Annotated in this window: 23 protein-coding genes; 13 read left to right on the forward strand and 10 right to left on the reverse strand. The window is 68.5% G+C overall.

The features are described 5' to 3' along the window. The first annotated feature begins 9 nt into the window (after window positions 1-9). The 6 genes from KHC27_RS19425 (at window position 10) to leuB (ending at window position 4,794) form a co-directional block, all read left to right on the forward strand. Window positions 10-396, forward strand: a complete 387-nt coding sequence (locus KHC27_RS19425) for a RidA family protein (RefSeq protein ID WP_213341318.1) — start codon at window positions 10-12, stop codon at window positions 394-396. Window positions 397-476: 80 nt separating this feature from the next. Further along, the gene (locus tag KHC27_RS19430) at window positions 477-821 is read left to right on the forward strand and encodes a ribbon-helix-helix domain-containing protein (protein WP_213341320.1); all 345 of its coding nucleotides are present in this window, start codon (window positions 477-479) and stop codon (window positions 819-821) included. Window positions 822-924: 103 nt separating this feature from the next. Then, window positions 925-1,320 carry a VOC family protein gene (locus KHC27_RS19435; protein ID WP_213341322.1) on the forward strand — a complete coding sequence of 132 codons (396 nt, stop codon included), beginning with the start codon at window positions 925-927 and terminating at the stop codon, window positions 1,318-1,320. A gap of 69 nt (window positions 1,321-1,389) precedes the next feature. Then, window positions 1,390-1,923, forward strand: coding sequence for a twin-arginine translocation signal domain-containing protein (locus tag KHC27_RS19440; RefSeq protein ID WP_213341324.1), 534 nt, complete (start codon window positions 1,390-1,392; stop codon window positions 1,921-1,923). Window positions 1,924-1,935: 12 nt separating this feature from the next. Continuing rightward, the gene (locus KHC27_RS19445) at window positions 1,936-3,507 is read left to right on the forward strand and encodes a GMC family oxidoreductase (protein WP_213341326.1); all 1,572 of its coding nucleotides are present in this window, start codon (window positions 1,936-1,938) and stop codon (window positions 3,505-3,507) included. Between the two features lie 177 nt (window positions 3,508-3,684). Continuing rightward, window positions 3,685-4,794 (forward strand): 3-isopropylmalate dehydrogenase, encoded by a 1,110-nt coding sequence (gene leuB, locus KHC27_RS19450; protein WP_213341328.1) that lies wholly within the window; start codon window positions 3,685-3,687, stop codon window positions 4,792-4,794. Window positions 4,795-4,976: 182 nt separating this feature from the next. Here the strand turns inward: leuB and KHC27_RS19455 are convergent, their stop codons facing one another. After that, complete coding sequence (locus KHC27_RS19455) at window positions 4,977-5,267, reverse strand: hypothetical protein (RefSeq protein WP_213341330.1); 291 nt, start codon at window positions 5,265-5,267, stop codon at window positions 4,977-4,979. Window positions 5,268-5,360: 93 nt separating this feature from the next. Then, on the reverse strand, window positions 5,361-6,272 hold the full coding sequence (locus KHC27_RS19460) for a polyprenyl synthetase family protein (RefSeq protein ID WP_213341332.1): 912 nt from the start codon (window positions 6,270-6,272) through the stop codon (window positions 5,361-5,363). 141 nt (window positions 6,273-6,413) lie between these two features. Between KHC27_RS19460 and mtgA the strand changes: the two genes are divergently transcribed. The 3 genes from mtgA (at window position 6,414) to KHC27_RS19475 (ending at window position 9,598) form a co-directional block, all read left to right on the forward strand. Continuing rightward, window positions 6,414-7,088: a monofunctional biosynthetic peptidoglycan transglycosylase gene (mtgA, locus tag KHC27_RS19465; RefSeq protein WP_343210946.1), complete on the forward strand. Its 675-nt coding sequence runs from the start codon at window positions 6,414-6,416 to the stop codon at window positions 7,086-7,088. Window positions 7,089-7,246: 158 nt separating this feature from the next. Then, window positions 7,247-7,432, forward strand: a complete 186-nt coding sequence (gene rpmF, locus KHC27_RS19470) for a 50S ribosomal protein L32 (RefSeq protein ID WP_213341336.1) — start codon at window positions 7,247-7,249, stop codon at window positions 7,430-7,432. Window positions 7,433-7,924: 492 nt separating this feature from the next. Next, window positions 7,925-9,598 (forward strand): bifunctional diguanylate cyclase/phosphodiesterase, encoded by a 1,674-nt coding sequence (locus KHC27_RS19475; RefSeq protein ID WP_213341338.1) that lies wholly within the window; start codon window positions 7,925-7,927, stop codon window positions 9,596-9,598. Window positions 9,599-9,715: 117 nt separating this feature from the next. Here KHC27_RS19475 and phaR read toward each other — a convergent pair whose 3' ends face one another. Then, window positions 9,716-10,309, reverse strand: coding sequence for a polyhydroxyalkanoate synthesis repressor PhaR (gene phaR / locus KHC27_RS19480; protein WP_213341340.1), 594 nt, complete (start codon window positions 10,307-10,309; stop codon window positions 9,716-9,718). A gap of 211 nt (window positions 10,310-10,520) precedes the next feature. Here phaR and KHC27_RS19485 point away from each other — a divergent pair, with 211 nt between their 5' ends. The 3 genes from KHC27_RS19485 (at window position 10,521) to yddG (ending at window position 13,641) form a co-directional block, all read left to right on the forward strand. Beyond that, complete coding sequence (locus tag KHC27_RS19485) at window positions 10,521-11,699, forward strand: acetyl-CoA C-acetyltransferase (protein ID WP_213341342.1); 1,179 nt, start codon at window positions 10,521-10,523, stop codon at window positions 11,697-11,699. A 164-nt stretch (window positions 11,700-11,863) separates the two neighbouring features. After that, window positions 11,864-12,589 (forward strand): acetoacetyl-CoA reductase, encoded by a 726-nt coding sequence (gene phbB, locus KHC27_RS19490; RefSeq protein WP_213341344.1) that lies wholly within the window; start codon window positions 11,864-11,866, stop codon window positions 12,587-12,589. A 161-nt stretch (window positions 12,590-12,750) separates the two neighbouring features. Then, entirely contained in the window at window positions 12,751-13,641 is an 891-nt protein-coding gene (gene yddG / locus KHC27_RS19495; RefSeq protein WP_213341345.1) for an aromatic amino acid exporter YddG, read from the forward strand. A gap of 3 nt (window positions 13,642-13,644) precedes the next feature. Here the strand turns inward: yddG and KHC27_RS19500 are convergent, their stop codons facing one another. The 5 genes from KHC27_RS19500 to thpR form a co-directional block, all read right to left on the reverse strand. Beyond that, entirely contained in the window at window positions 13,645-14,100 is a 456-nt protein-coding gene (locus KHC27_RS19500; RefSeq protein ID WP_213341347.1) for a cupin domain-containing protein, read from the reverse strand. A 2-nt stretch (window positions 14,101-14,102) separates the two neighbouring features. Beyond that, window positions 14,103-14,876, reverse strand: a complete 774-nt coding sequence (gene gloB, locus KHC27_RS19505; RefSeq protein WP_213341349.1) for a hydroxyacylglutathione hydrolase — start codon at window positions 14,874-14,876, stop codon at window positions 14,103-14,105. A 156-nt stretch (window positions 14,877-15,032) separates the two neighbouring features. Continuing rightward, window positions 15,033-15,551 (reverse strand): invasion associated locus B family protein, encoded by a 519-nt coding sequence (locus tag KHC27_RS19510; RefSeq protein WP_213341351.1) that lies wholly within the window; start codon window positions 15,549-15,551, stop codon window positions 15,033-15,035. Window positions 15,552-15,753: 202 nt separating this feature from the next. Further along, window positions 15,754-16,134 carry a YkvA family protein gene (locus tag KHC27_RS19515; RefSeq protein WP_213341353.1) on the reverse strand — a complete coding sequence of 127 codons (381 nt, stop codon included), beginning with the start codon at window positions 16,132-16,134 and terminating at the stop codon, window positions 15,754-15,756. A 74-nt stretch (window positions 16,135-16,208) separates the two neighbouring features. Beyond that, window positions 16,209-16,742, reverse strand: a complete 534-nt coding sequence (thpR, locus tag KHC27_RS19520; protein ID WP_213341355.1) for an RNA 2',3'-cyclic phosphodiesterase — start codon at window positions 16,740-16,742, stop codon at window positions 16,209-16,211. 372 nt (window positions 16,743-17,114) lie between these two features. On the opposite strand from thpR, the gene KHC27_RS19525 reads away from it, so the two are divergent. Then, window positions 17,115-17,945 (forward strand): MOSC domain-containing protein, encoded by an 831-nt coding sequence (locus tag KHC27_RS19525; RefSeq protein ID WP_213341357.1) that lies wholly within the window; start codon window positions 17,115-17,117, stop codon window positions 17,943-17,945. 92 nt (window positions 17,946-18,037) lie between these two features. Here KHC27_RS19525 and KHC27_RS19530 read toward each other — a convergent pair whose 3' ends face one another. Then, window positions 18,038-19,144 carry a DUF4167 domain-containing protein gene (locus tag KHC27_RS19530; RefSeq protein ID WP_343210947.1) on the reverse strand — a complete coding sequence of 369 codons (1,107 nt, stop codon included), beginning with the start codon at window positions 19,142-19,144 and terminating at the stop codon, window positions 18,038-18,040. A gap of 629 nt (window positions 19,145-19,773) precedes the next feature. After that, a complete protein-coding gene (gene prmC, locus KHC27_RS19535; protein WP_213341360.1) occupies window positions 19,774-20,640 on the reverse strand; it encodes a peptide chain release factor N(5)-glutamine methyltransferase in 867 nt (288 codons plus the stop codon). Window positions 20,641-20,690 lie beyond the last annotated feature (50 nt).

Below are 20,690 nucleotides of genomic sequence, written 5' to 3' on the forward strand. Positions count from 1 at the left end.
GGCGCGGTCATGAGCGAGCGCCGCCTCATCTCCTCCGGCTCGCCCTTCGAGGCGGTGGCGGGCTATTCCCGCGCCGTTGTGGAGGGCGACTTCATCTTCGTCTCCGGCACCACCGGCTACGACTATGCCGACATGTCGCTGCCGGAGGATCTGGCCGAGCAGACCCATGGCTGCTTCCGCAACATCGCGGCCGCCCTCGCCGAAGCCGGTGCCAGCCTCGATGACGTGGTGCGGGTGCGCTACATCGTGACCCGCGCCGACTATGCCGACACCGTGTTCCCGATCTTCGGCCAGTACTTCAGGACCGCGCGCCCGGCCGCGACACTGATCGTCGCCGGCCTGCTGCAACCGCAGATGAAGATCGAGATCGAGGTGACGGCCCGCCGCCGCGGTTGACCTTTTTCTGACTTTACACCCGGGCGCTTCGGGAGTGGAATCGTTCGAAACAAAACAACGAACGTTCCGGGAGACGTCCCATGTGCCACATCTTCGCGGGCCAAGCGCCCGAGACCTATGACAGCCAGACCCGCTCGGTGCGGATCGGCGGCCATTCGACCTCGATCCGGCTGGAAGCCGCGTTCTGGACCATTCTCGAGGAAGTCGCCGCCCATCAGGGCATGAGCCTCGGCAAGTTCGTCACCACGCTGCACGACGAGGTGCTGAACCTGCATGGCGAGGTCAGGAACTTCGCCTCGCTGCTGCGCTGCTCCTGCCTGATCTATCTCGGCGAGGTCCGCGGCAGCCAGAAGATGCCGACCCCGCGCGAGGCCGCCCGGCGCATCTGCGACACCCGCATGGTTCATCTGACGGCGGCGGAATAGCGCGTCGGCCGGTTGCCGCCATGTGCTAGCCGTCTACCACCACGCCGCCGCGCATCGGCCTAGCATCCCTTGGCGATCCTGTTTCGCTCAAGGGAGATGCCGGTTGGCCAAGGCCATACACATGATGATCCGCGTGCTCGACGAGGCGCGGTCGGTTGCGTTCTACGAGAAGGCGTTCGGCCTCGCCATTGCCGACCGCTTCGCGTTCGACGGTTTCACGCTCGTCTACCTCCGCAATGCGGACGCCGATTTCGAGATCGAGCTGACGATCAATCACGGCCGCTCGGAGCCCTACCAGCTCGGCGATGGCTACGGCCATGTCGCCTTCGCGGTGGATGACCTCGAGGCCGAGCATGCCCGTTTCACGGCGCTCGAACTTTCCCCCAATCCGGTGAAGGAGTTCTTCCGCGACGGCGCGCTGCTCGCGAAGTTTTTCTTCGTCACGGATCCCGATGGCTACAAGATCGAGGTTCTTCAAAAGCACGGGCGTTATAGATAGTCTCATATAAGGCGCCGTAACCGGTTAAACCGGCGGCGAATACATAATAATACTAAAAGGAGGAAGCCCATGACCACCCTGATCGACAAGCGCGGGCCGTCGCGGCGCGCGCTTCTCGCCGGCATCGGCGCCGCGGGCGCCCTGCTGGTTGCCGGCCCCGCCGTCATGAACCCGCGCGAAGCGTGGGGGCTCGAGGTCACGAACCTGAAGCCGGAGACGATGCGCACGCTCATCATCATGGCGCGCGACATCTATCCCCACGACCGCATCCCCGACCGCAACTATGCCGTGGCGATGAAGCCCTACGAGACCGGCGCCAGCGACCCCGCGCTGAAGGCGCTGGTCGAGAACGGCGTCGCCACGCTCGACACCCTCGCCCAGGCCAAGCACGGCGTGCCCTATGCCGATGTCGGCTGGGAGGAGCAGCGTGTCGCCATCCTCCAGCAGATCGAGGGCGGGCCCTTCTTCGAGAAGGTGCGTGGCGGTCTCGTGGTCGGCCTCTACAACCAGGAGGAGGTGTGGCCGATCTTCGGCTACGAGGGCTCCTCGGCCGACAAGGGCGGTTACATCGACCGCGGCTTCAGCGACATTTCCTGGCTGTGAGGGGAGGCGGACATGGCAGCTCCTTTCGATCTCAACGACGATTCGCTGGTGGTGATCGTCGGCTCGGGTGCCGGCGGCGGCACGCTCGGCACCGAACTCGCGCTGAAGGGCATCAAGGTCGTCATCCTTGAGGCCGGCAGGCGCCACAACATGGAAGACTTCGTCAACAACGAGTGGGAGAGCTTCGCCCAGCTCGCCTGGACCGACATGCGCACCACCTCGGGTTCGTGGCGCGTGCACAAGAATTTCCCGAACCTCCCGGCGTGGATCGTGAAGTCGGTCGGCGGTTCCTCGGTGCACTGGGCCGGCGCCTCGCTGCGATTCCAGGAGCACGAGTTCCGCACCCGCACCGTCTATGGCGACATCGAGGGTGCCAACCTCATGGACTGGCCGATCACCCTCGCCGAGCTGGAGCCGTGGTACGCCAAGGCCGAGGACCGCATGGGCGTCACCCGCACCAACGGCATTCCGGGCCTTCCCGGCAACAACAACTTCAAGGTGTTCGAGGCCGGCGCGAAGAAGATCGGCTACAAGGAGGTCTCCACCGGGCACATGGCGATCAACAGCCAGCCCCGCCACGATCGCGGCTCCTGCCAGCAGATCGGCTTCTGCTTCCAGGGCTGCAAGTCCGGCGCGAAATGGTCGACCCTCATCGCCGAGATTCCGGTCGGCGAGGCGACCGGCAATCTCGAGGTGCGGCCGGAATGCATGGTGCTGAAGATCGAGCACGACGCGACCGGCAAGGTCACCGGCGTGGTCTATGTCGACGGCGAGGGCAAGACCCAGCGCCAGAAGGCGCGGATCGTCGCGGTGGCGGGCAATTCCATCGAAAGCCCGCGCCTGCTGCTCAACTCCGCCAGCAACATGTTCCCGGACGGCCTCGCCAACTCCTCCGGCCAGGTCGGGCGCAACTACATGCGGCACATGACCGGCTCGGTCTACGGCATCTTCGAGAAGCCGGTGCACATGTATCGCGGCACCACCATGGCCGGCGTGGTGCGGGACGAGGCGAAGTTCGACAGCTCCCGCGGCTTCGTCGGCGGCTACGAGATGGAGACGCTGTCGCTCGGCGTGCCCTTCATGGCCGCCTTCCTCAATCCCGGCGGCTGGGGCCGCTCCTTCACCTCCGCCATGGACGGCTATGTCAACATGGCCGGCATGTGGCTGGTGGGCGAGGACATGCCGCAGGAGACCAACCGCGTCACCCTCAACACCGAGGTGAAGGACAAGAACGGGATGCCGGTGGCGAACGTGCATTTCGACGATCACCCCAACGACGTCGCGATGCGCAACCACGCCTATCGGCAGGGCATGGCGATGTACGATCTCGTCGGCGCCACCCGCACCATGCCGACCCCGCCCTATCCCTCCACCCACAATCTCGGCACCAACCGGATGAGCGAGAAGGCGCGGGACGGCGTGGTGAACAAGCACGGCCAGACCCACGACATCCCGAACCTGTTCGTGTCCGACGGCAGCCAGTTCACCACCGGCGGTGCGGAGAACCCGACGCTGACCATCGTGGCGCTGGCGCTGCGGCAGGCCGACTTCATCGCGGGCGAAATGTCGAAGAAGACGATCTGACCCCGCGTGGGCCTCTCCCGGGCTTCCCGACCCGTTCCTTCATGCCGCCGGCCGCGAGGCCGGCGGCTTTCTTTGGTGGCATCTGCTTGCCATGCGCGCCGCCAGCGACTAGCACTCCCGCGCCTGAATTTTCTGCCCAACACAGCCTGATCACAGGCACACAGCGAGGGAACGGACATGGCCACCCACAAGCTCCTGCTTCTGCCCGGCGACGGCATCGGCACCGAGGTGATGGCGGAGGTAAAGCGCATCCTCGCGTGGCTCGAAAAGGCGGGGGTGGCCTCCTTCGCCGTGGAAGAAGACCTGGTCGGCGGCGCCGCCTATGATTCCTGCGGGCTGGCGATCTCCGAGGAGGCGATGAAGCGGGCCTTTGCTGCCGATGCCATCCTGCTGGGCGCGGTGGGCGGTCCCAAATGGGCGAATGTGCCGTATGAATCGCGCCCGGAAGCGGGTCTTCTGCGGCTGCGCAAGGATCTCGAGCTGTTCGCGAATCTGCGCCCCGCGCTGTGCTACCCCGCGCTGGCGGGCGCCTCCAGCCTCAAGCCGGAGCTGGTCGAGGGTCTCGACATGCTGATCGTGCGCGAGCTGACCGGCGGCGTGTATTTCGGCGAGCCCAAGCTCATCCAGGACCTCGCCGACGGGCAGAAGCGCGGCATCGACACCCAGGTTTATGAATCCTACGAGATCGAGCGCATCGCCCGCGTCGCCTTCGAACTCGCCCGCACCCGCCGCAACAAGGTGGTGTCGGCCGAGAAGCACAATGTGATGAAGACCGGCGTGCTGTGGAAGCAGGTCGTGAGCGAGGTGCACGGCGCCGAGTACGAGGATGTCGTGCTGGAGCATCAGCTCGCCGATTCCTGCGCGATGCAGCTCGTCCGGGCGCCCAAGCAGTTCGACGTCATCGTGACCGACAACCTGTTCGGCGACATCCTCTCCGACGTGGCGGCGATGCTCACCGGTTCGCTCGGCATGCTGCCCTCCGCCTCGCTGGGCGCGGTGGAGGAGATTTCCGGTCGCCGCCGGGCGCTTTACGAGCCCGTGCATGGCGCTGCGCCCGACATCGCCGGCAAGGGCGTCGCCAACCCGATCGCGATGATCGGCTCGCTTGCCATGGCGCTGCGCTATTCCTTCGGCCTTGCCGAGGCCGCGGATCGCATCGAGGCGGCGATCGCCGGCACGCTGGCGGCAGGCTTCCGCACCGGCGACATCGCCAGCCCCGGCACCACGGTGGTCGGCACCTCCGGCATGGGCGACGCGGTCATCGCGCAGCTTGAGAAGGCGGCCTGAGCGGCCGTGACGGGGCGGCCGCCCCGTCCGTGATCGGTAGAAAGGCCGAACCCGCGAGGGGTCGGCCTTTCTGATTCGCTGAAGGCCGGACGCGGTCCGCGATGTCCTCGCCAGCCGGACAGCAAAACGCCGCGCCGACGAGTGTCGGGCGCGGCGTTTCGGAACGCGAAGGGTGCGGGCGGTCAGCGGCTCGGCAGGTAATATTTGTCGGGCAGCGGGTAGCGGATGCCGGTGATGGTGCTGTCGTCGCCATATTGCGGGTAGCGCGACACGGTGGCGTCGACATAATTGAGGTCGCGGGAGGTGCCGGGCTTCACCATGGTGCCGGGGTCGAGATAGGACCGCTCCGGCTGCTTGCGGATGATGATGCGGGTGGACGAATCCTGCGCGGAAGCGGGGAGCGCCGCGCCAGCGACGATTGCCGCAGAGACCAGAGCCCCCAGGGCGGCCGGGGCAAGCGTGACAAAGCGCATTTCAACCTCCACACGGCGTATCGCCGCAAAACCGACGCTTAAGCCACCAAGAAGATGGTGGCAAGTTGGTTCCGCGTCGAGAGCGGGGCAGCGTTAATTCTGCCGTTCCGCGATGAACCGCGCCGCTTTGGCAAGACGTGTGGCACGGCTGCCGAAGGGCGCCAGCGCGGCTTCGGCCTCTTCCACCAGCCGCGACAAGGCGTGCCGGGCTCCTTCGAGGCCGAGCAGGCCGACGAAGGTGGCCTTGCCGGCGGCGGCGTCCTTGCCGACCGCCTTGCCGACCGTCCCCGCTTCACCCTCCACATCGAGGAGATCGTCGGCGATCTGGAAGGCGGTACCGATTGCGGCGCTGTAGGCGGCGAGGGCGGCGTGTTCAGCCGCCGAGGCGCGCCCGAGCCGGGCGCCGGCCTCGCAGCCAAAGCGCAGCAGCGCGCCGGTCTTGAGGCCCTGCATCCGCCGGATATCCTCGATGCCAAGGCCGGGCTGCCGACCGCCGTCGAAACGCCCCTCGGCCGCAAGGTCCAGCATCTGGCCGCCGACCATGCCGTCGGCCCCGGCGGCACGGGCGAGGCCGAGCACCAGGGCCGCCCGCACCGCGGGGTCGGGATCAGTCTCCTCGCCGCCGAGAATCTCGAAGGCGAGGGTCAGCAGCGCGTCGCCGGCGAGGATCGCGGTCGCTTCGTCATAGGCGCGGTGCACGGTGGGCTGGCCACGGCGCAGGTCGTCATTGTCCATCGCCGGCAGGTCGTCATGGGCGAGGGAATAGCAGTGCACGCATTCCAGCGCCGCCGCCGCCGGCAGGGCCGCCGCACGCGCGACGCCGAACAGGGCGGCGCTTTCGACCACGAGGAAGGGCCGCAGCCGCTTTCCCCCGCCGAGCGTGGCGTGGCGCATCGCCCGCGCAAGGCGCGCGGAGGCGGTGGCGCTTGCCGCGATGGTGCGGTCAATATAGGCAGCAACGGCGTCTGCTGTTTCCGCAAGGGCGGCGGGCAGGTCATCATGCATGACAGGGGTCCGGGAAGAGGCCGCTTCCGTGCCCGAGAGACGGTGGCGGGTCAAGTCCGCTGGGGAACAGGGCAGCGTGCCCTGCCGAACCGGGTGGGGCATGGGCTGTTATGGGTGCGACAGGTTTTCGGGGGAGGCTGCGTGCGTTTCGTCGTCAGGCTGGTCGTTCTGCTGGTGCTGGCGGTGGCGGCGCTGGGGCTGCTCTATACCGTGGTCAACCCGGTCTCGACGCTGATGCTGGCGCGCTACGCCACCGCAAGGCCGGTCGAGCGCGCGTGGGTGGGGCTGGACGCGGTGGCGCCGGCGCTGGTGCGCAGCGTGCTGGCCTCGGAAGACGCACGGTTCTGCCAGCATTTCGGCGTCGATCTGGTGGAGCTCAACAACGCCATCGACGATTCCGAGGATGGCGAGCCCTCGCGCGGCGCGTCCACCATCACCATGCAGCTCGCCAAGAATCTGTTCCTGTGGAATGGCCGCAGCGTGGTCCGCAAGGCACTGGAGATGCCGCTTGCCGTCTATCTCAACCTCATCCTTTCCAAGCGGCGGCAGATCGAGATCTATCTCAACGTCGCGGAGTGGGGGCCGGACGGCCAGTTCGGCATCGAGGCGGGGGCGCAGCGTGCGTTTCGCAAGAGCGCGGCGCAGCTTTCGCCCCGGGAAGCCGCGCTGATGGCGGTGATGCTGCCCAATCCCCGCACCCGCGACGCCGGCAAGCCGGGGCCGGGGCTCCAGCGGCTCGCCGCGCGGCTGCAGAATCGGATGCTTCGGGAGGGGCCGGAACTGACCGCCTGTCTTGGTCCGCTCGGAGGGTCGTGAGGTGGCGACGGCGTGTGGATTCAACGCCCGCCGCCCCCTTTCGCTTCGCGGCCCGAGCCTGTATAAGCGCGCCTTCCAAGACACGAGCTATCCGGCACCGGCTCGCCCGCATGGGCGCCCGTTTGGGTGCGGAGGCAGCCGGCACAGGAGTTGATACAATGGCCGTTCCGAAGAAGAAGACCAGCCCGTCGCGTCGCGGCATGCGCCGCTCGGCGGATGCCCTCAAGCAGCCGACCTATCTCGAGGACAAGGATTCGGGCGAGCTGCGCCGCCCCCACCACCTCGACCTGAAGACCGGCATGTATAAGGGCCGCCAGGTCCTCAAGGTGAAGGCCGAGGCCTGATCCGCGATCGCCCGGCTTGCCCCCGTCGGGTGAGCCGGGCCGCCCGCGGCCCCGGCCGGGGCTGGATTGACGTGCGGTATGCAGGCGCCTGCCGGCCCGCTCCGTCCCCCGCCTGAACGAGGGCTCCCGGTCCTGCGGCCGAGCCCGTTCTCCGCCGCGGATGTCCCTGCCGACTTTTGATATGCCCGGTCCGGCAATGCCCTCATGGCCTGCTGCCACGAGGGCATTGCCGATTCGCGTCCGTGACCTCGCTTTTTGCCCGTGCGCGAGATCAGGTCACGGCCGGAGTCGCCGTGTCAGGCCCCGCCCCAGGCGGCGAGAGGGCGGTGGCGGCGCTGTTGTTTGTCTTGATTTATATCTATTTTCGAACTATTTCTGCCTCATCAGGGTGCCGTTAGGTCCGTTCGCGGCTATCGTTCGGAGCGCCCGGAACAGGTGAGGATGCCATCCGTGCACTCAGATGCCGCAAGCACGCCCTCGGCTGAGTCGTCCTTGCGCCATGAGACGGTGACGGCCATTCTCCACGGGCTGGGCCATACGGCCTATAGCTGGTCGCTGAACGACGATCGTCTGCAGTGGTGCTCCAATGCGCCCCAGGTTCTCGGTCTCGACAACGTCGAATCGGTCCGCTTCGGTCGCGACTTCGAGCGCATGGTGGCGCTGGACGCCGGGCATCCCCGCCGTCTGGCGGTGCATGGGGGCCGGCTCGCCGCGCCGGGCGCGAGCGTTGCCTTCGAGACGGTCTATCGCCTTCACCCGACCCGGCTTGGCGCCGGCTTCTGGGTCGAGGACAAGGGCGTGTGGCTGGCCGGGCCGACCGGGGAGCCGGTGGAAGTGCGGGGCATCGTGCGGCGGCTGGCGGAATCGTCCGTCGGCTCCGCCCCGGCGGCGGAGGCCTCGCCCGTGGTGCGGCTGGGGCGGGGGGAGGCCGGCTTTCCCTCCAACCGGCAGTATCTCACGCGGGTGCTGGAACACGGCTTCGCCGACCTCCGGCGGGGCGGCGGCGAGTTCGGCTTCCTGCTCTTCAACATCGACAATGTCAGCAAGCTAAACGACGCCTATGGCTATGCCGTGGCCGACGAGATCATCGAGCTCGCCGGTCATCGTCTGCGGGAGGCGGCCGGCACCCACGCGGTGGGGCGGTTCTCCAGCAACAAGTTCGGCATTGCGCTGATGGGCGGCTCTTCCGACACCCTGGCGGGCTGCGCCCAGCGCTGCCTGCGGGCCATCGCCGAGCGTCCGCTCCAGAGCACCCGCGGCGCCGTCGCGATAACCGCGACGGCGGGAGGGGTCTCGGTTCCCCGCCATGCCAGCGACGTGGCGGAGGCGTTCGCCCATGCGTTCGACGCGCTGGAACATGCCAAGTTCATCGGCCGCGGCAGCTTCTTCGCCTACACCCCCAGCCCGGAGCGCGATGCCCACCGCCGCGCCAATCTGCGGCTGACCGACGACATCGTGCTGGCGCTGTCGAATCGCGACGTCTGCCTCGCCTACCAGCCGATCGCCCATACGGCGTCCAGGCGGATCGACCTTTACGAGTGCCTCGTGCGCATCCGCGGCGCCGATCGCCACCTGCTGAGCGGCGCCGACATCGTGCCCGTGGCGGAGAGGTGCGGCATCATGCACCTGCTCGATCATCGCGTGCTCGAACTCGCGCTGGACACGCTCGAGGCCAACACGGCGGTACGGCTCTCCGTCAACATCTCGCCGAACACGATCCACGATGCCGGGTGGCTGTCGCTGCTGGAGGCGCGCCGGCGGGTCGGCGAGCGCCTCACCATCGAAATCACCGAGACCGCGGCGATCCACGATCTCGGCCGCACCCAGCGCTTCGTGAACCGCTTGCACGACTTCGGCTGCAAGGTCGCGATGGACGATTTCGGCGCGGGCTACACCTCGTTCCGCAATCTTCGCCTGCTCGGCATCGACATGCTGAAGATCGACGGCAGCTTCATCGCCCCGCTGCTCACCTCGCCGGACGATCAGGCCTTCGTGCGCACATTGCTGTCACTCGCCGCGCATCTCGGCATCACCACCGTGGCCGAATGGGTGCCGGACGAGAAGACCGCGGCGCAGCTGCAGGAATGGGGCTGCGATTATCTGCAGGGCGCCGTGATCGGTCTGGCCAGCCCCAGCTCGCCTGTCAACCGCATGGCGGCGTGCTGAGGAGGGCGGCTCCTCCGGCCCCCTATCGCTGCGTGCGCCGTATGGCAGGTCCCCGTGGCCGAAGCGGCGCCGCTCGGCCGCGGCGCCACCTCTTCACGTCCGACGTCGTCCCCGCCTTCAGCTTTTCGCGTCGTCCTTGTCGCCGATGCGGTCGAGCCGCTTCTGCATCTCGGCGACCTGCCGCTTCAGTTCGTCGAGGTCGCCGGAACGCTCGGCCGCCGGAGCCGCCGCCGGAGCCGCAGCCTCTTCCCGTCCATTGGCGCCGGGCAAGAACATCTTGAAGGTGCGGTCGAAGATCTCCATGTTCCGCCGCACCTGTTCTTCCATCGGCGCGAAGCTGGTGAAGCCGGGCATGCCGAAGGTCTTGAACTGGTCGCGGAACTTCTCCTGCTCGCGGGTGAAGTTCTCTATGGAGATGTCGAGATAGCGCGGAACCAGCATCTGCATGCTGTCGCCATAGAAACGGATGATCTGGCGCAGGAAATTGATCGGCAGCAGGTTCTGCCCCTTGCCTTCCTGCTCGAAGATGATCTGCGTCAGGACGGAGTGGGTGATGTCCTCGCTCGTCTTGGCGTCATAGACGACGAAGTCCTCCCCGTTCTTCACCATCAGAGCGAGGTCCTCAAGCGTGACATAGGTGCTCGTGCCGGTGTTGTAGAGTCGCCGGTTCGCGTATTTCTTGATTGTGACCGGTTCGGTGGATTTTGCCATCTATCCTATCGCCTTGGTCGTTTCCCGCGAGAACACTAGGACGTTTCCCGACGCCTCGCCAGAGAGATGTGATCCGCGCGGGGCGGTGCCCGACCCAACGGGTTCCTACCGCATTGACATCGATCATGCGGGGAAACCACGATGCAGCTACAACCGATCCATAATGGCCGCGTTCGCGGCGACCGGCCGAAACAGGCGGAGGACGAACCCCATGGCAGACAGCATCGTGATCGTCGGCGCGGCCCGCACGCCCGTCGGCGCCTTCAATGGCACGCTTTCGAGCGTGCCGGCCCATGAACTCGGAAAGATCGCCATCGCCGCCGCGCTGGAGCGCGCCGGTGTGGCCCCCGGCGATGTGTCGGAAACCATCATGGGGCAGATCCTCACCGCCGGTGCCGGGCAGAACCCGGCCCGCCAGGCCTCGGTCGCCGCCGGCATTCCGGTGGAAAGCCCGGCCTGGGGCGTCAATCAGCTCTGCGGCTCCGGGCTGCGGGCGGTGGCGCTGGGCTATCAGGCGATCATGAACGGCGACAGCGAGATCGTCGTCGCCGGCGGCCAGGAATCCATGAGCCAGGCGCCCCACGTCGCGCATCTGCGCAACGGCACCAAGATGGGCAATCTCGAGCTCGTCGACACCATGATCAAGGACGGGCTGTGGGACGCCTTCAACGGCTACCACATGGGCAACACCGCCGAGAACGTCGCCCGCCAGTGGCAGATCACCCGTGACGAGCAGGACAGCTTCGCCGTCGCCTCGCAGAACAAGGCGGAGGCCGCGCAGAAGGCCGGTCGCTTCAAGGACGAGATCGCCCCGGTGACCATCAGCTCCCGCAAGGGCGACGTGGTGGTGGCCGACGACGAGTATCCCCGCCATGGCACCACCATCGAGGCGGTCGGCAAGCTGCGTCCCGCCTTCGCCAAGGACGGCAGCGTGACCGCGGGCAACGCCTCCGGCATCAATGACGGCGCCGCCGCGGTGGTGCTGATGAGCGCGAGCAAGGCCGCCGCGACCGGCCGCACCCCGCTCGCCCGCATCGTCTCCTGGGCGCAGGCCGGCGTCGATCCCGCGGTGATGGGCTCGGGCCCGATCCCGGCGTCGCGCCGGGCGCTGGAGAAGGCGGGCTGGACCGTCGCCGACCTCGATCTGGTGGAAGCCAACGAGGCCTTTGCGGCGCAGGCCTGTGCCGTGAACAAGGACCTCGGCTGGGACACCTCCAAGGTGAACGTGAATGGCGGCGCCATCGCCATCGGGCACCCGATCGGCGCCTCCGGCGCGCGCATCCTCACCACGCTGCTGTATGAGATGCAGAAGCGCGACGCCAAGAAGGCCCTTGCGACGCTGTGTATCGGCGGCGGCATGGGCATCGCCATGTGCCTCGAGCGCGACTGAGGCGGCCTGCCGCCACTGCCCGGGCGCGGTTCCCGGGCGGTGGCCACGCGCGGGGGTGCGGCCCGATATTCCGGTCAACGCGCCGGTAAATACGTGCTTTTCCAGGACGTGCCTTTAAAAGACGTGAGCCGGCCAAGGCCGGGAGAAACGCCAAGGGGGGAGTTATGGGTCGAGTTGCGTTGGTCACGGGCGGCACCCGTGGCATCGGGGCCGCCGTGTGCAAGGCGCTTGCGGCGGGCGGCTATACCGTCGCCGCCAACTATGCGGGCAATGACGAGGCGGCGGCGGCCTTCACCGCGGAGACGGGCGTCCCGGCCTTCAAATGGGATGTTTCGGATTTTTCCGCCTGCAAGGCGGGAATCGCCGAGGTCGAGGCCAAGCTGGGCCCGGTGGAGGTGCTGGTGAACAATGCCGGCATCACCCGCGACGGCATGCTGCACAAGATGAGCCCGGAGCAGTGGCACGCGGTCATCAACACCAATCTCAATTCGGTGTTCAACATGTGCCGCAATGTGATCGAGGGCATGCGCGAGCGCAGCTTCGGCCGCATCGTCTCGATCTCGTCGATCAACGGCCAGAAGGGCCAGATGGGCCAGACCAACTATTCCGCCGCCAAGGCCGGCGAGATCGGCTTCAGCAAGGCGCTGGCGCAGGAGAACGCCCGCAAGGGCATCACCGTCAACGTGATCTGTCCCGGCTATATCGGCACCGAGATGGTGCGGGCCGTGCCGCAGGACGTGCTGGACAAGCATGTGCTGCCGCAGATTCCGCTCGGCCGCCTCGGCGAGCCCGAAGAGATCGCCCGCTGCGTGCTGTTTCTCGTCGCGGATGAGGCCGGGTTCATCACCGGCTCCACGATCACCGCCAATGGTGGCCAGTATCTGATCTGAGGCGTGGCCGGCGCGGTTTTCTGCCCGCGCCGTCCGTCGCCCGCTTCCGCGGCGGCGACGATCGGGGTACCAGATGGAGCGGCCCGCCGCCGCCTCTGGCCCACCGGCCGTTGTCGGGCCAGCCGGCGTTCCATCGCTCGCAAAGGCTTCAGCCGCGTTTCATGTCCCGTTCCGCTTCCCGTTCCCTGTCCCGATCCGCCGCGACCGTCATCGGCTTCACCGCGATCCTGCTGTGGTCGACGCTGGCGCTGGCTACCTCGGCGACTGGCGCTGTGCCGCCCTTTCTGCTCACCGCCCTGACATTCGCGATCGGCGGCGCCGTTGGCGTGGTCGCCGCGGTGGCGCGCGGTGCCGGCGTTGCCGTGCTGCGCCAGCCCTGGCCAGTGTGGCTGCATGGCGTGGGCGGCCTGTTCGGCTATCATTTTTTCTATTTCTCCGCGCTGAAGCTGGCGCCGCCGGCGGAGGCGGGGCTGATCGCCTATCTCTGGCCGCTGCTCATCGTGCTGCTGTCGGCGCTGCTGCCGGGCGAGCGGCTGAAGCCGGTCCACATCCTCGGCGCGCTGATGGGGCTGGCCGGCACCGTGGTGCTGCTGGGCAGCAAGGCCGGCGGCTTTGGCTTTGCCGCGCAGTATCTGCCGGGCTATGGCGCCGCGCTGGCCTGCGCCTTCCTGTGGTCGGGCTATTCCGTGCTGTCCCGGTGGTTCCGCGAGGTGCCGACCGAGGCGGTGGCCGGCTTCTGCCTCGCCACGGCGGCGCTGTCGGTGCCATGCCATCTGCTGTTCGAGCCGGCGATCTGGCCGGCCGGGGGCGGGGAGTGGCTGGCGGTGGCGGCGCTGGGGCTCGGCCCGGTGGGCATCGCCTTCTACACCTGGGACATCGGCATGAAGCAGGGCGACATCCGCCTGCTGGGCATCGCGTCCTATGCCGCGCCGGTGCTCTCCACCCTGCTGCTGGTGGCGGCGGGCTTCGCGACGGCAAGCTGGTCGCTCGTCATCGCCTGCGGCCTCATCGTGGGCGGCGCGCTGGTTGCGACTTTGCTGGGGCGGCGCTGAGTCTCAGCGCCCGGGCGACCAGCCCGGCGCCGCCAGCTCGAACCCGGCGAATTCGAAGCCGGGGGCGACGGTGCAGCCGACCAGCGTCCATGCGCCGAGGCTTTCCGCGGCCTGCCAGTGCCCCCGCGGCACCACGCGCTGGGGCAGGGCGCCCGTAGCGAGGTCGGGACCCAGCACGTTCGTCTCCACCGGCCCGGCGGCCTCCGCGGCAAGGCTCAGCGCCAGCGGAGCACCGGCATACCAGTGCCAGACCTCCACGGTGTCCACCCGGTGCCAGTGCGACCGCTCCCCCGCCGCCAGCAGGAAGTAGATGGCGGTCGACGCCGCGCGGCCGTCCGCCGTTCGGTGGGTGTCGCGGAAGGTCTCGCGGAAATGCCCGCCCTCCGGGTGTGGCGCGAGGCCGAGCCGGGCGATGATCTCGGCGGCGGTGGGTGCCGCCGGCTTGGGCGTGGCGGACATGGTCAGCCCCGGAAGCTGTTCTTCAATTCGCGAAGCTGGGTGAACACCGCCCCCGGCGCCGCGCCGGCAAGCCCGATGCGGGCGGCAAGCTCGGGGTCGTCGGCGTGAAGGAACGGATTGGTCGCCTTCTCCGCGCCGATGGTGGTCGGCACCGTCGGGGTGCCGGCGGCGCGCAGCGCTTCCACCTCGGCGAGACGCGCGGCCAGCGCGGCGTTGCCGGGCTCGACGCTCGCGGCAAACCGGGCGTTGGACAGGGTGTATTCGTGGCCGCAATAGACCACGATATCGTCGGGCAGCGCCCGCAGCCGCAGAAGTGACTCCCACAGCACCGGCGCCGGGCATTCGAAGGGGCGGCCGCAGCCCATGGCGAACAGGGTGTCGCCGGAGAACAGCAGGCGTTCCTCCTCGAACAGGAAGACGACATGGCCCTTGGTATGGCCCGGCGTCTCCATCACCCGGCCCACCAGCGAGCCCACGGCGACCGGGTCGCCATCCACCACCGCGAAATCGAGACCTGGAATGGTGTCGCGCTCCGCCTTGGGGCCGATGACGGTGGCGCCGAACCGGTCCTTCAGCGCCAGCACGCCGGCGATATGGTCGGTGTGGTGGTGGGTGACGAGGATGTGCGTCGGGGTCCACCCTGCGGCATCGAGCGCCGCCAGCACCGGGCCTTCCTCCGGCACGTCCACCACCGCGACGGCGTCGGTGGTGGGGTCGCGCAGCAGGACGGCGTAATTGTCGGAAAGGCAGGGAATCAGGCGGATTTCGGCGGCCATGGCAACTCGTGCTCCGGTGAACGAGCCGCGGGACGCTTCCGCATCCCGTCGGCTGGCACGCAATCGGCGGTGCCCCTCCGCCGTAGGATATGCGGCGGCCGCTCCCCAGCCAGCGGCCGCGCCGTCGTCAGCCCGCGCCCCGTGGGGCGGCGGTGTTCAGCGGCATTCCTGGGTCGCGCGATCGACAGCGGCCGAGATGCCGTTCAGCGAGTAGGTGTCGGTCGTCACATTGCCGCGCCGCGACGTGGTCTTCACCACCGCCGACTGGCCCTTGCGCATGGCATCGACCACCCGCGCCTCTTCCGCGACATTGCGCACCCAGGCGCCGGTGTCCCGGGTGTAGAGGGTGAAGTTGTTGGTGCCGATCGCCAGCGATGCGTCCGAGCCTTCCTTCAGCGGAAAGCCCGCGATCACGCTGATCTCGTTCTTGACGTTCTCGGCGGTGCGGGTGCTGATGAAGAAATAGGCAGGGTCGCGGCTGAGCCCCTCGGGCTCACGCTTCTTGGGTTGAGAGAGCGCGTAGCAGATCTTGCCGGAGCCGGCGGTGTCCACATACACGCCCCAGTCGCCGATCTGCGTGACCAGCTTGGGTGCGGCCTGTGCCGTTGCGAAGGCGGCGCTGCACATGGTGAGCGCAGCGCCGACGAATGCGGCGCGCACGAGCGGTCGTGCCATTCTGGATCTCCCCCGATTTTCTGCTTCGGTAGCAGGACGATGCAGTCGATTCCCAGTCATGGTTGCTAGGGATATCCGGCGGTGCTGCCGCTGTGAACCCATGGAGCGTTTCTCGGTTTCAGTTGCCGGTAATTTCGCACCCCAATCCACCTCTATTTTCCCAGCGAGCCGAAATAATGGCCGCGGTGCGGCAGGCTGTGGATCATGGCCGGCGCAGGCGCGCGAGGGCGGCCTCTGCCGCGGTGCGGTGCTCCGGGCGGATATGGCCGGCGAGCAGCTTGAGGGCGGTGGCGAGCACCGCGGCGTCATCCGTGAACCCGAGCATGGGGAGCAGGTCGGGCACCGCATCGGTGGGCATGATGAAATAGGCAAGGGCGCCGAACAGCACGGCGCGCACCTTCACGGGCGTGCGGCTGTCGAGGGCGCAGTAATAGGCGGCGGTGATGTCGGTGGCGAAGGGAATCCGGCTCGCGACTCCGGCCATCTTTCGCCAGAAACCCGCGCGCACCCGGCTTTCCTCGTCCCCATGAACGTCGTCCAGCCCGATCGGGTCATCCGAACCCGGAAAAGCCCCTGCCGCCATGTGCTAACCTCCGCTGGGCCAGACATGGTCGCGGACGGTGCGGGCCGCAAGCCCGCACGTTCGCGCGTCGGCCTTCACATCAGCGGATAGCTCGCTTCCACCGTGTAGGGGCCGCCCCCGACCGAATCGCGGGAGGAAAAGAGCACGAAACGCGGCACCTCGAAGGTCGGGCTGCGGAAATAGCCGCGCACGGCGAGATAGTCGGCGACCTGGCGGGGCGGGGTGTTGCGCAGCCGGGCGAGGGTGACATGGGGCCGGAAATTGCGTCCCTCCGGCGGCAGCCCGACCCGCTTCATCAGCCGCTCCTGTTCCGCCTGCAGCTCCGTCAGCGCGGGATTGGCCTTCACGGCTGCGAAAATGGCGCGCGGCTTGTGGTTGCCGAACTGGTCGACCCCGTCCAGCGTCAGCTCGAAGCCGAACCGCTCCACCTCGTCGAGCGCGGCGGCGACATCGCGGGCGACGACATGATCGACATCGCCGATGAAGCGCAGGGTGACGTGATAGAATTCCGGATCGATCCAGCGGGCCCCCGGTATGCCGCCGCGCAGCATGGACAGGGTGCCCGCGATGTCCCGCGGGATTTCGAGGGCGGTGAAAAGCCGCGGCATGGCCTGCCTCCATCGGTTCCCGCATGTCCGTCGCGGAGGTCGGTCCCGTCGGTTTCGCGGACACGCGGCGGGATACCGGAATTCATACGGATTCGCCCGGCGAGGGAAAGCCCCCGGCCGAAGCGTCGGAAGGCGCCGGCGAGGCTGACGTCGCGCATGCGAGGCGATAGACTGCCGGCCATGAGCGAATCGCCCGATGAGAATCCGGCCGGCGGGCCGATTGTGACGACGACGGGGCAAACCCCTCGTACCGAGCCGGCCCATGCCGATGATGGACCGTCCGTGCCGGCGGTGGAGCGATCCGCGGAGGCTGCGGGCGAGACGGTGACCGGTGCCGGCCCGTCCCTGGAGGAGGGGGAAGCCGTTCCGCCCATGGATGACGATGTCGACGCCCTTGCCGGGCCGGAGGAGGGTGACCTCTCCGTCTTCGCCCTTCCCTTTGCCCGCATCGCCAGTCTCTACCGCTACCCGATCAAGGGGCTCTCGCCGGAGCGGCTCGACATGGCCGATCTGGAAGCCGGCGGCTATTTCCCCGGCGATCGCCTCTTCGCGATCGAGAATGGCCCCTCGGGCTTCGATCCGAAGGCGCCGGCGTTCCAGCCCAAGATCAAGTTCCTGATGCTGATGCGCAACGAGCGGCTGGCGGCGCTGCGTACGCGCTACATCGACCCGACCTCGACGCTGGTCATCGAGCTGGACGGGGTCGAGGAGGTCCGCGCCGAGCTGCGCACGGAGGCCGGGCGCGCGGAGGTGGAGGCGTTCTTCAAGCGTTTCGCCCGCTACCAGCTCCGGGGCGAGCCGCGCGTGCTGGAAGCACCGCCCGCCTTCCGCTTCGTCGACACCACCGAAGGCTATGTCTCGCTGATCAATCTCGCGACCTGCCGGGCGCTGGCCGAGGAGATCGGCGCGCCGGTCGACCCGCTCCGCTTCCGCGGCAATCTCTATCTCGACGGGCTGGAGCCCTGGGAGGAGTTCGATCTGGTGGGTCACACCATCGCGGTGGGCGACTTCGTGAAGCTGCGTGTCACCGAGCGGATCAACCGCTGCGCCGCGACCAATGTCGACCCGGTGACGGCCAAGCGCGACATGGATATTCCCGGCACGCTGCTGCGCAGCTTCGGCCATGTGGATTGCGGCGTGTTCGCCGAGATTGTCGAAGGTGGGCTCATCAGCGCCGGCGACCCCATTCGCTTCGCCGGCTGAAGCGACTTCCCGCATCGGACCTAAAAAAGGGGCGTCCGTCTGGACGCCCCTTTTCTGTTTGAACACGCGACTTCAGCGCTGTCGCGCCGGCCTCACTCCCCGGCTTCGGCCGGGGTGGGGGCGGGCTCGCCGGCGGCTTCCTCGGTATCGGCGCGACGGTAGCGGCGCCGGCGCGGGGCGCGGGGCTTCGGTTCCGCCGCAGCTTCCGCCGCAGGGGCGTCGGCAGGTGTCTCGGCGGCTTCGGCCGCGGCCGGAGCCGGCTGGGCCGGCGCTTCGGCGACAGGTGCGGGCTCTGGCGCGGGAGCGGCCGGCGTCACCTCCACAGGCGCGGGAGCGACGGGCGGCGCGGCCTGCACCGGGGGCTGCGGCGCAGGGGCGGGAGCCGGGGCTGCGGGCTGGGCCGCGGTGGTACCGCCCTGGGTGATGAAGGCGGGCAGGCCGATCTCGCCTTCCGAGGCGAAGGCCGGCTGCGGGCCGAGCGAGGGCTGCGGCTGCTGGGCGGGATCGCGATACGGCTCGGCCGCCTCGTTCTGCTCCCGCTGGGCGCGGTTGCGCTGCCAGCGGCTTTCGCGGGGCTCCCGGCCCTCCCGGGGCTCACGATTCTCGCGCGGTTCACGGCTCTCGCGCGGCTCGCGATTCTCCCGGAATTCGCGCGGCTGCTCGCTGGCGTCGCGCGGGCCGCGGTCGCGGTTGTTGTCGCGGTCACGGTCGCGGCGGTTCTGGCCGTTGCCGTCCCGGCCGTTCGCCTCGCGGTAGTTGTCGCGCTGGCCCTGCTGGTCGCGGTCGCGCGGATCGCGGTCGCGATTGTCGCGGGGCTGCTGCTGGAAGTCGCGGTCGCGGTGGCCGTTGGCCTCGCGGGCGGGCTGGAAGGCCTGCTGCCCCTCGCCCGGACCGAAGCCCTGGCCGGTGTCCTCCATGTCGAAATCGTCGTCGTCGTCGTCCGGGCGCTGGAAGGGCTGCCCCTGAACGCCGAACTGGGCCTGCGCCGCGGCGATGATCCGGTAGTAGTGCTCGGCGTGCTGCAGGTAGTTCTCCGCCGCCACCGGGTCTCCCGAGGCCGTCGCATCACGCGCAAGCTGCTGATATTTCTCGGCGATGTGATGTGCCGTGCCGCGCACCTTCACATCCGGGCCGTTCGACTCGTAAACACGCGTCAGCGGATTCTGACTGCGCCGGTTATTGTTGTTCCGGCCACGCATACGCTTCTGCTGGTTATTATTTCGCATCGAGCTGATCTCTGAGGCCGGTGCGCCGCAGGTGGAAAAATCCGCCTTTCAGGCACGGGCGTGTCAATCGCCTTGTTGTTCCGATCTTCCGGCTTCCGCGTGGCCTCGCAGCCCACAGCCCGGTTGTCGGGGCACTCGCTATCCGCGGCGGCAGGGACAGCTCACCGCCGGAGCCCGTAAGGGCCCGGCCGGATCGCCGGCGCTGCCGACCATCGGACCTCTCGCCATGGGAGCGCATCCTGCGATGCATCGCGGCCGGCGTTTCAGGCGGCTGACGCTGCCGAAACACGTCCGAACGACCATACGGCCCGGGCGCAAACCCGCGACCTACCCCATGCTTCGTCGCGCAACCGCACTGCCGTTCGCGACAAACCGGTGAAGCATCCGACCGTTCCACACCCCGCCGCGCCCATATTGCGGGCGACGCTGCCAGTACCAGCTATGAACACCTGACGAGGCATACTCGTTCAAGGCGCTCCGGAGGCTCGTATTTTGGCAGATGAGGGGTAAGGTCGATTCCTGTCGAGGACACTAATCGGTTCGTCGGGGCGTTCCAAGCCTTTTTTTGCTGCAGGACGGTAGAGCCTTGCGCGGCGTGACTATTACGGCGCTTCGGCGACGATCGCGCGGGCGATGCCGGCGAGGTCGCGGCGGGCGGGGGTCGGGGTCAGGTTCCGGGCGCGGAGCAGGCCGGCGACCGCGGCTTCCTGGCCGGCGCCGAGTTCCAGCACCACCCGGCCGCCGGGGGCGAGCAGGCCCGGCAGGGCGGCGGCGATGGCGCGGTAGGCTTCCAGCCCGTCGGCCCCGCCGTCGAGGGCGAGGTGGGGGTCGTGCTCGCGCACCTCGCGCTCCAGCGTCGCGATGTCGGAGGTAACGATATAGGGCGGATTGGAGACGACGAGGTCGAAGCGGGCGCCGATGGCCTGCGCCCATTCCCCCACAAGAATCCCGAACCGGCCGGAAAAGCCCAGTCTTTCCAGATTGATAGAAGCCTGCCGGGCGGCGCCCTCGGCGCGGTCGACCCCCACGCCATAGGCGGCCGGGCGCTCCGCCAGCAGCGCGGCGAGGATGGCGCCGCTGCCGGTGCCGAGGTCGAGGATGCGCAGCGGGCTGTCGCGTTCCGGGAAGGCGGCAAGGGCCGCTTCCACCAGAATCTCGGTTTCCGGCCGGGGCACCAGCGTGTCGGGGGACAGGGCGAGGTCGAGGCTCCAGAACTCCCGGCGGCCGGTCAGGCGGGCCAGCGGCTCGCCTCCGGCGCGGCGGCTGGTCAGTGCGGTGAGGTGGACGATGTGTCCATCCTCGACCGCCACCTCGTCCCGCGCGATGAGGTCGGCGTCGGTCAGGCCGAGCGCCGCCTTCACCAGCAGCCGGGCCTCGCGGGCCGGCTCGTCGAGGCCCGCCGCGCGCAGCCGGGCGGTGGTGGCTGCGAGCAGGTCGCGCCGGGTGGTGGCGGAGGGGTGCGACGTCATGTCGCCCTCGGTCCGGCGGGGGACTTTCCGGCGGGGACGGGGCGGCCCGC

This window comes from Ancylobacter lacus, from assembly GCF_018390635.1.
Taxonomy (GTDB): domain Bacteria; phylum Pseudomonadota; class Alphaproteobacteria; order Rhizobiales; family Xanthobacteraceae; genus Ancylobacter; species Ancylobacter lacus.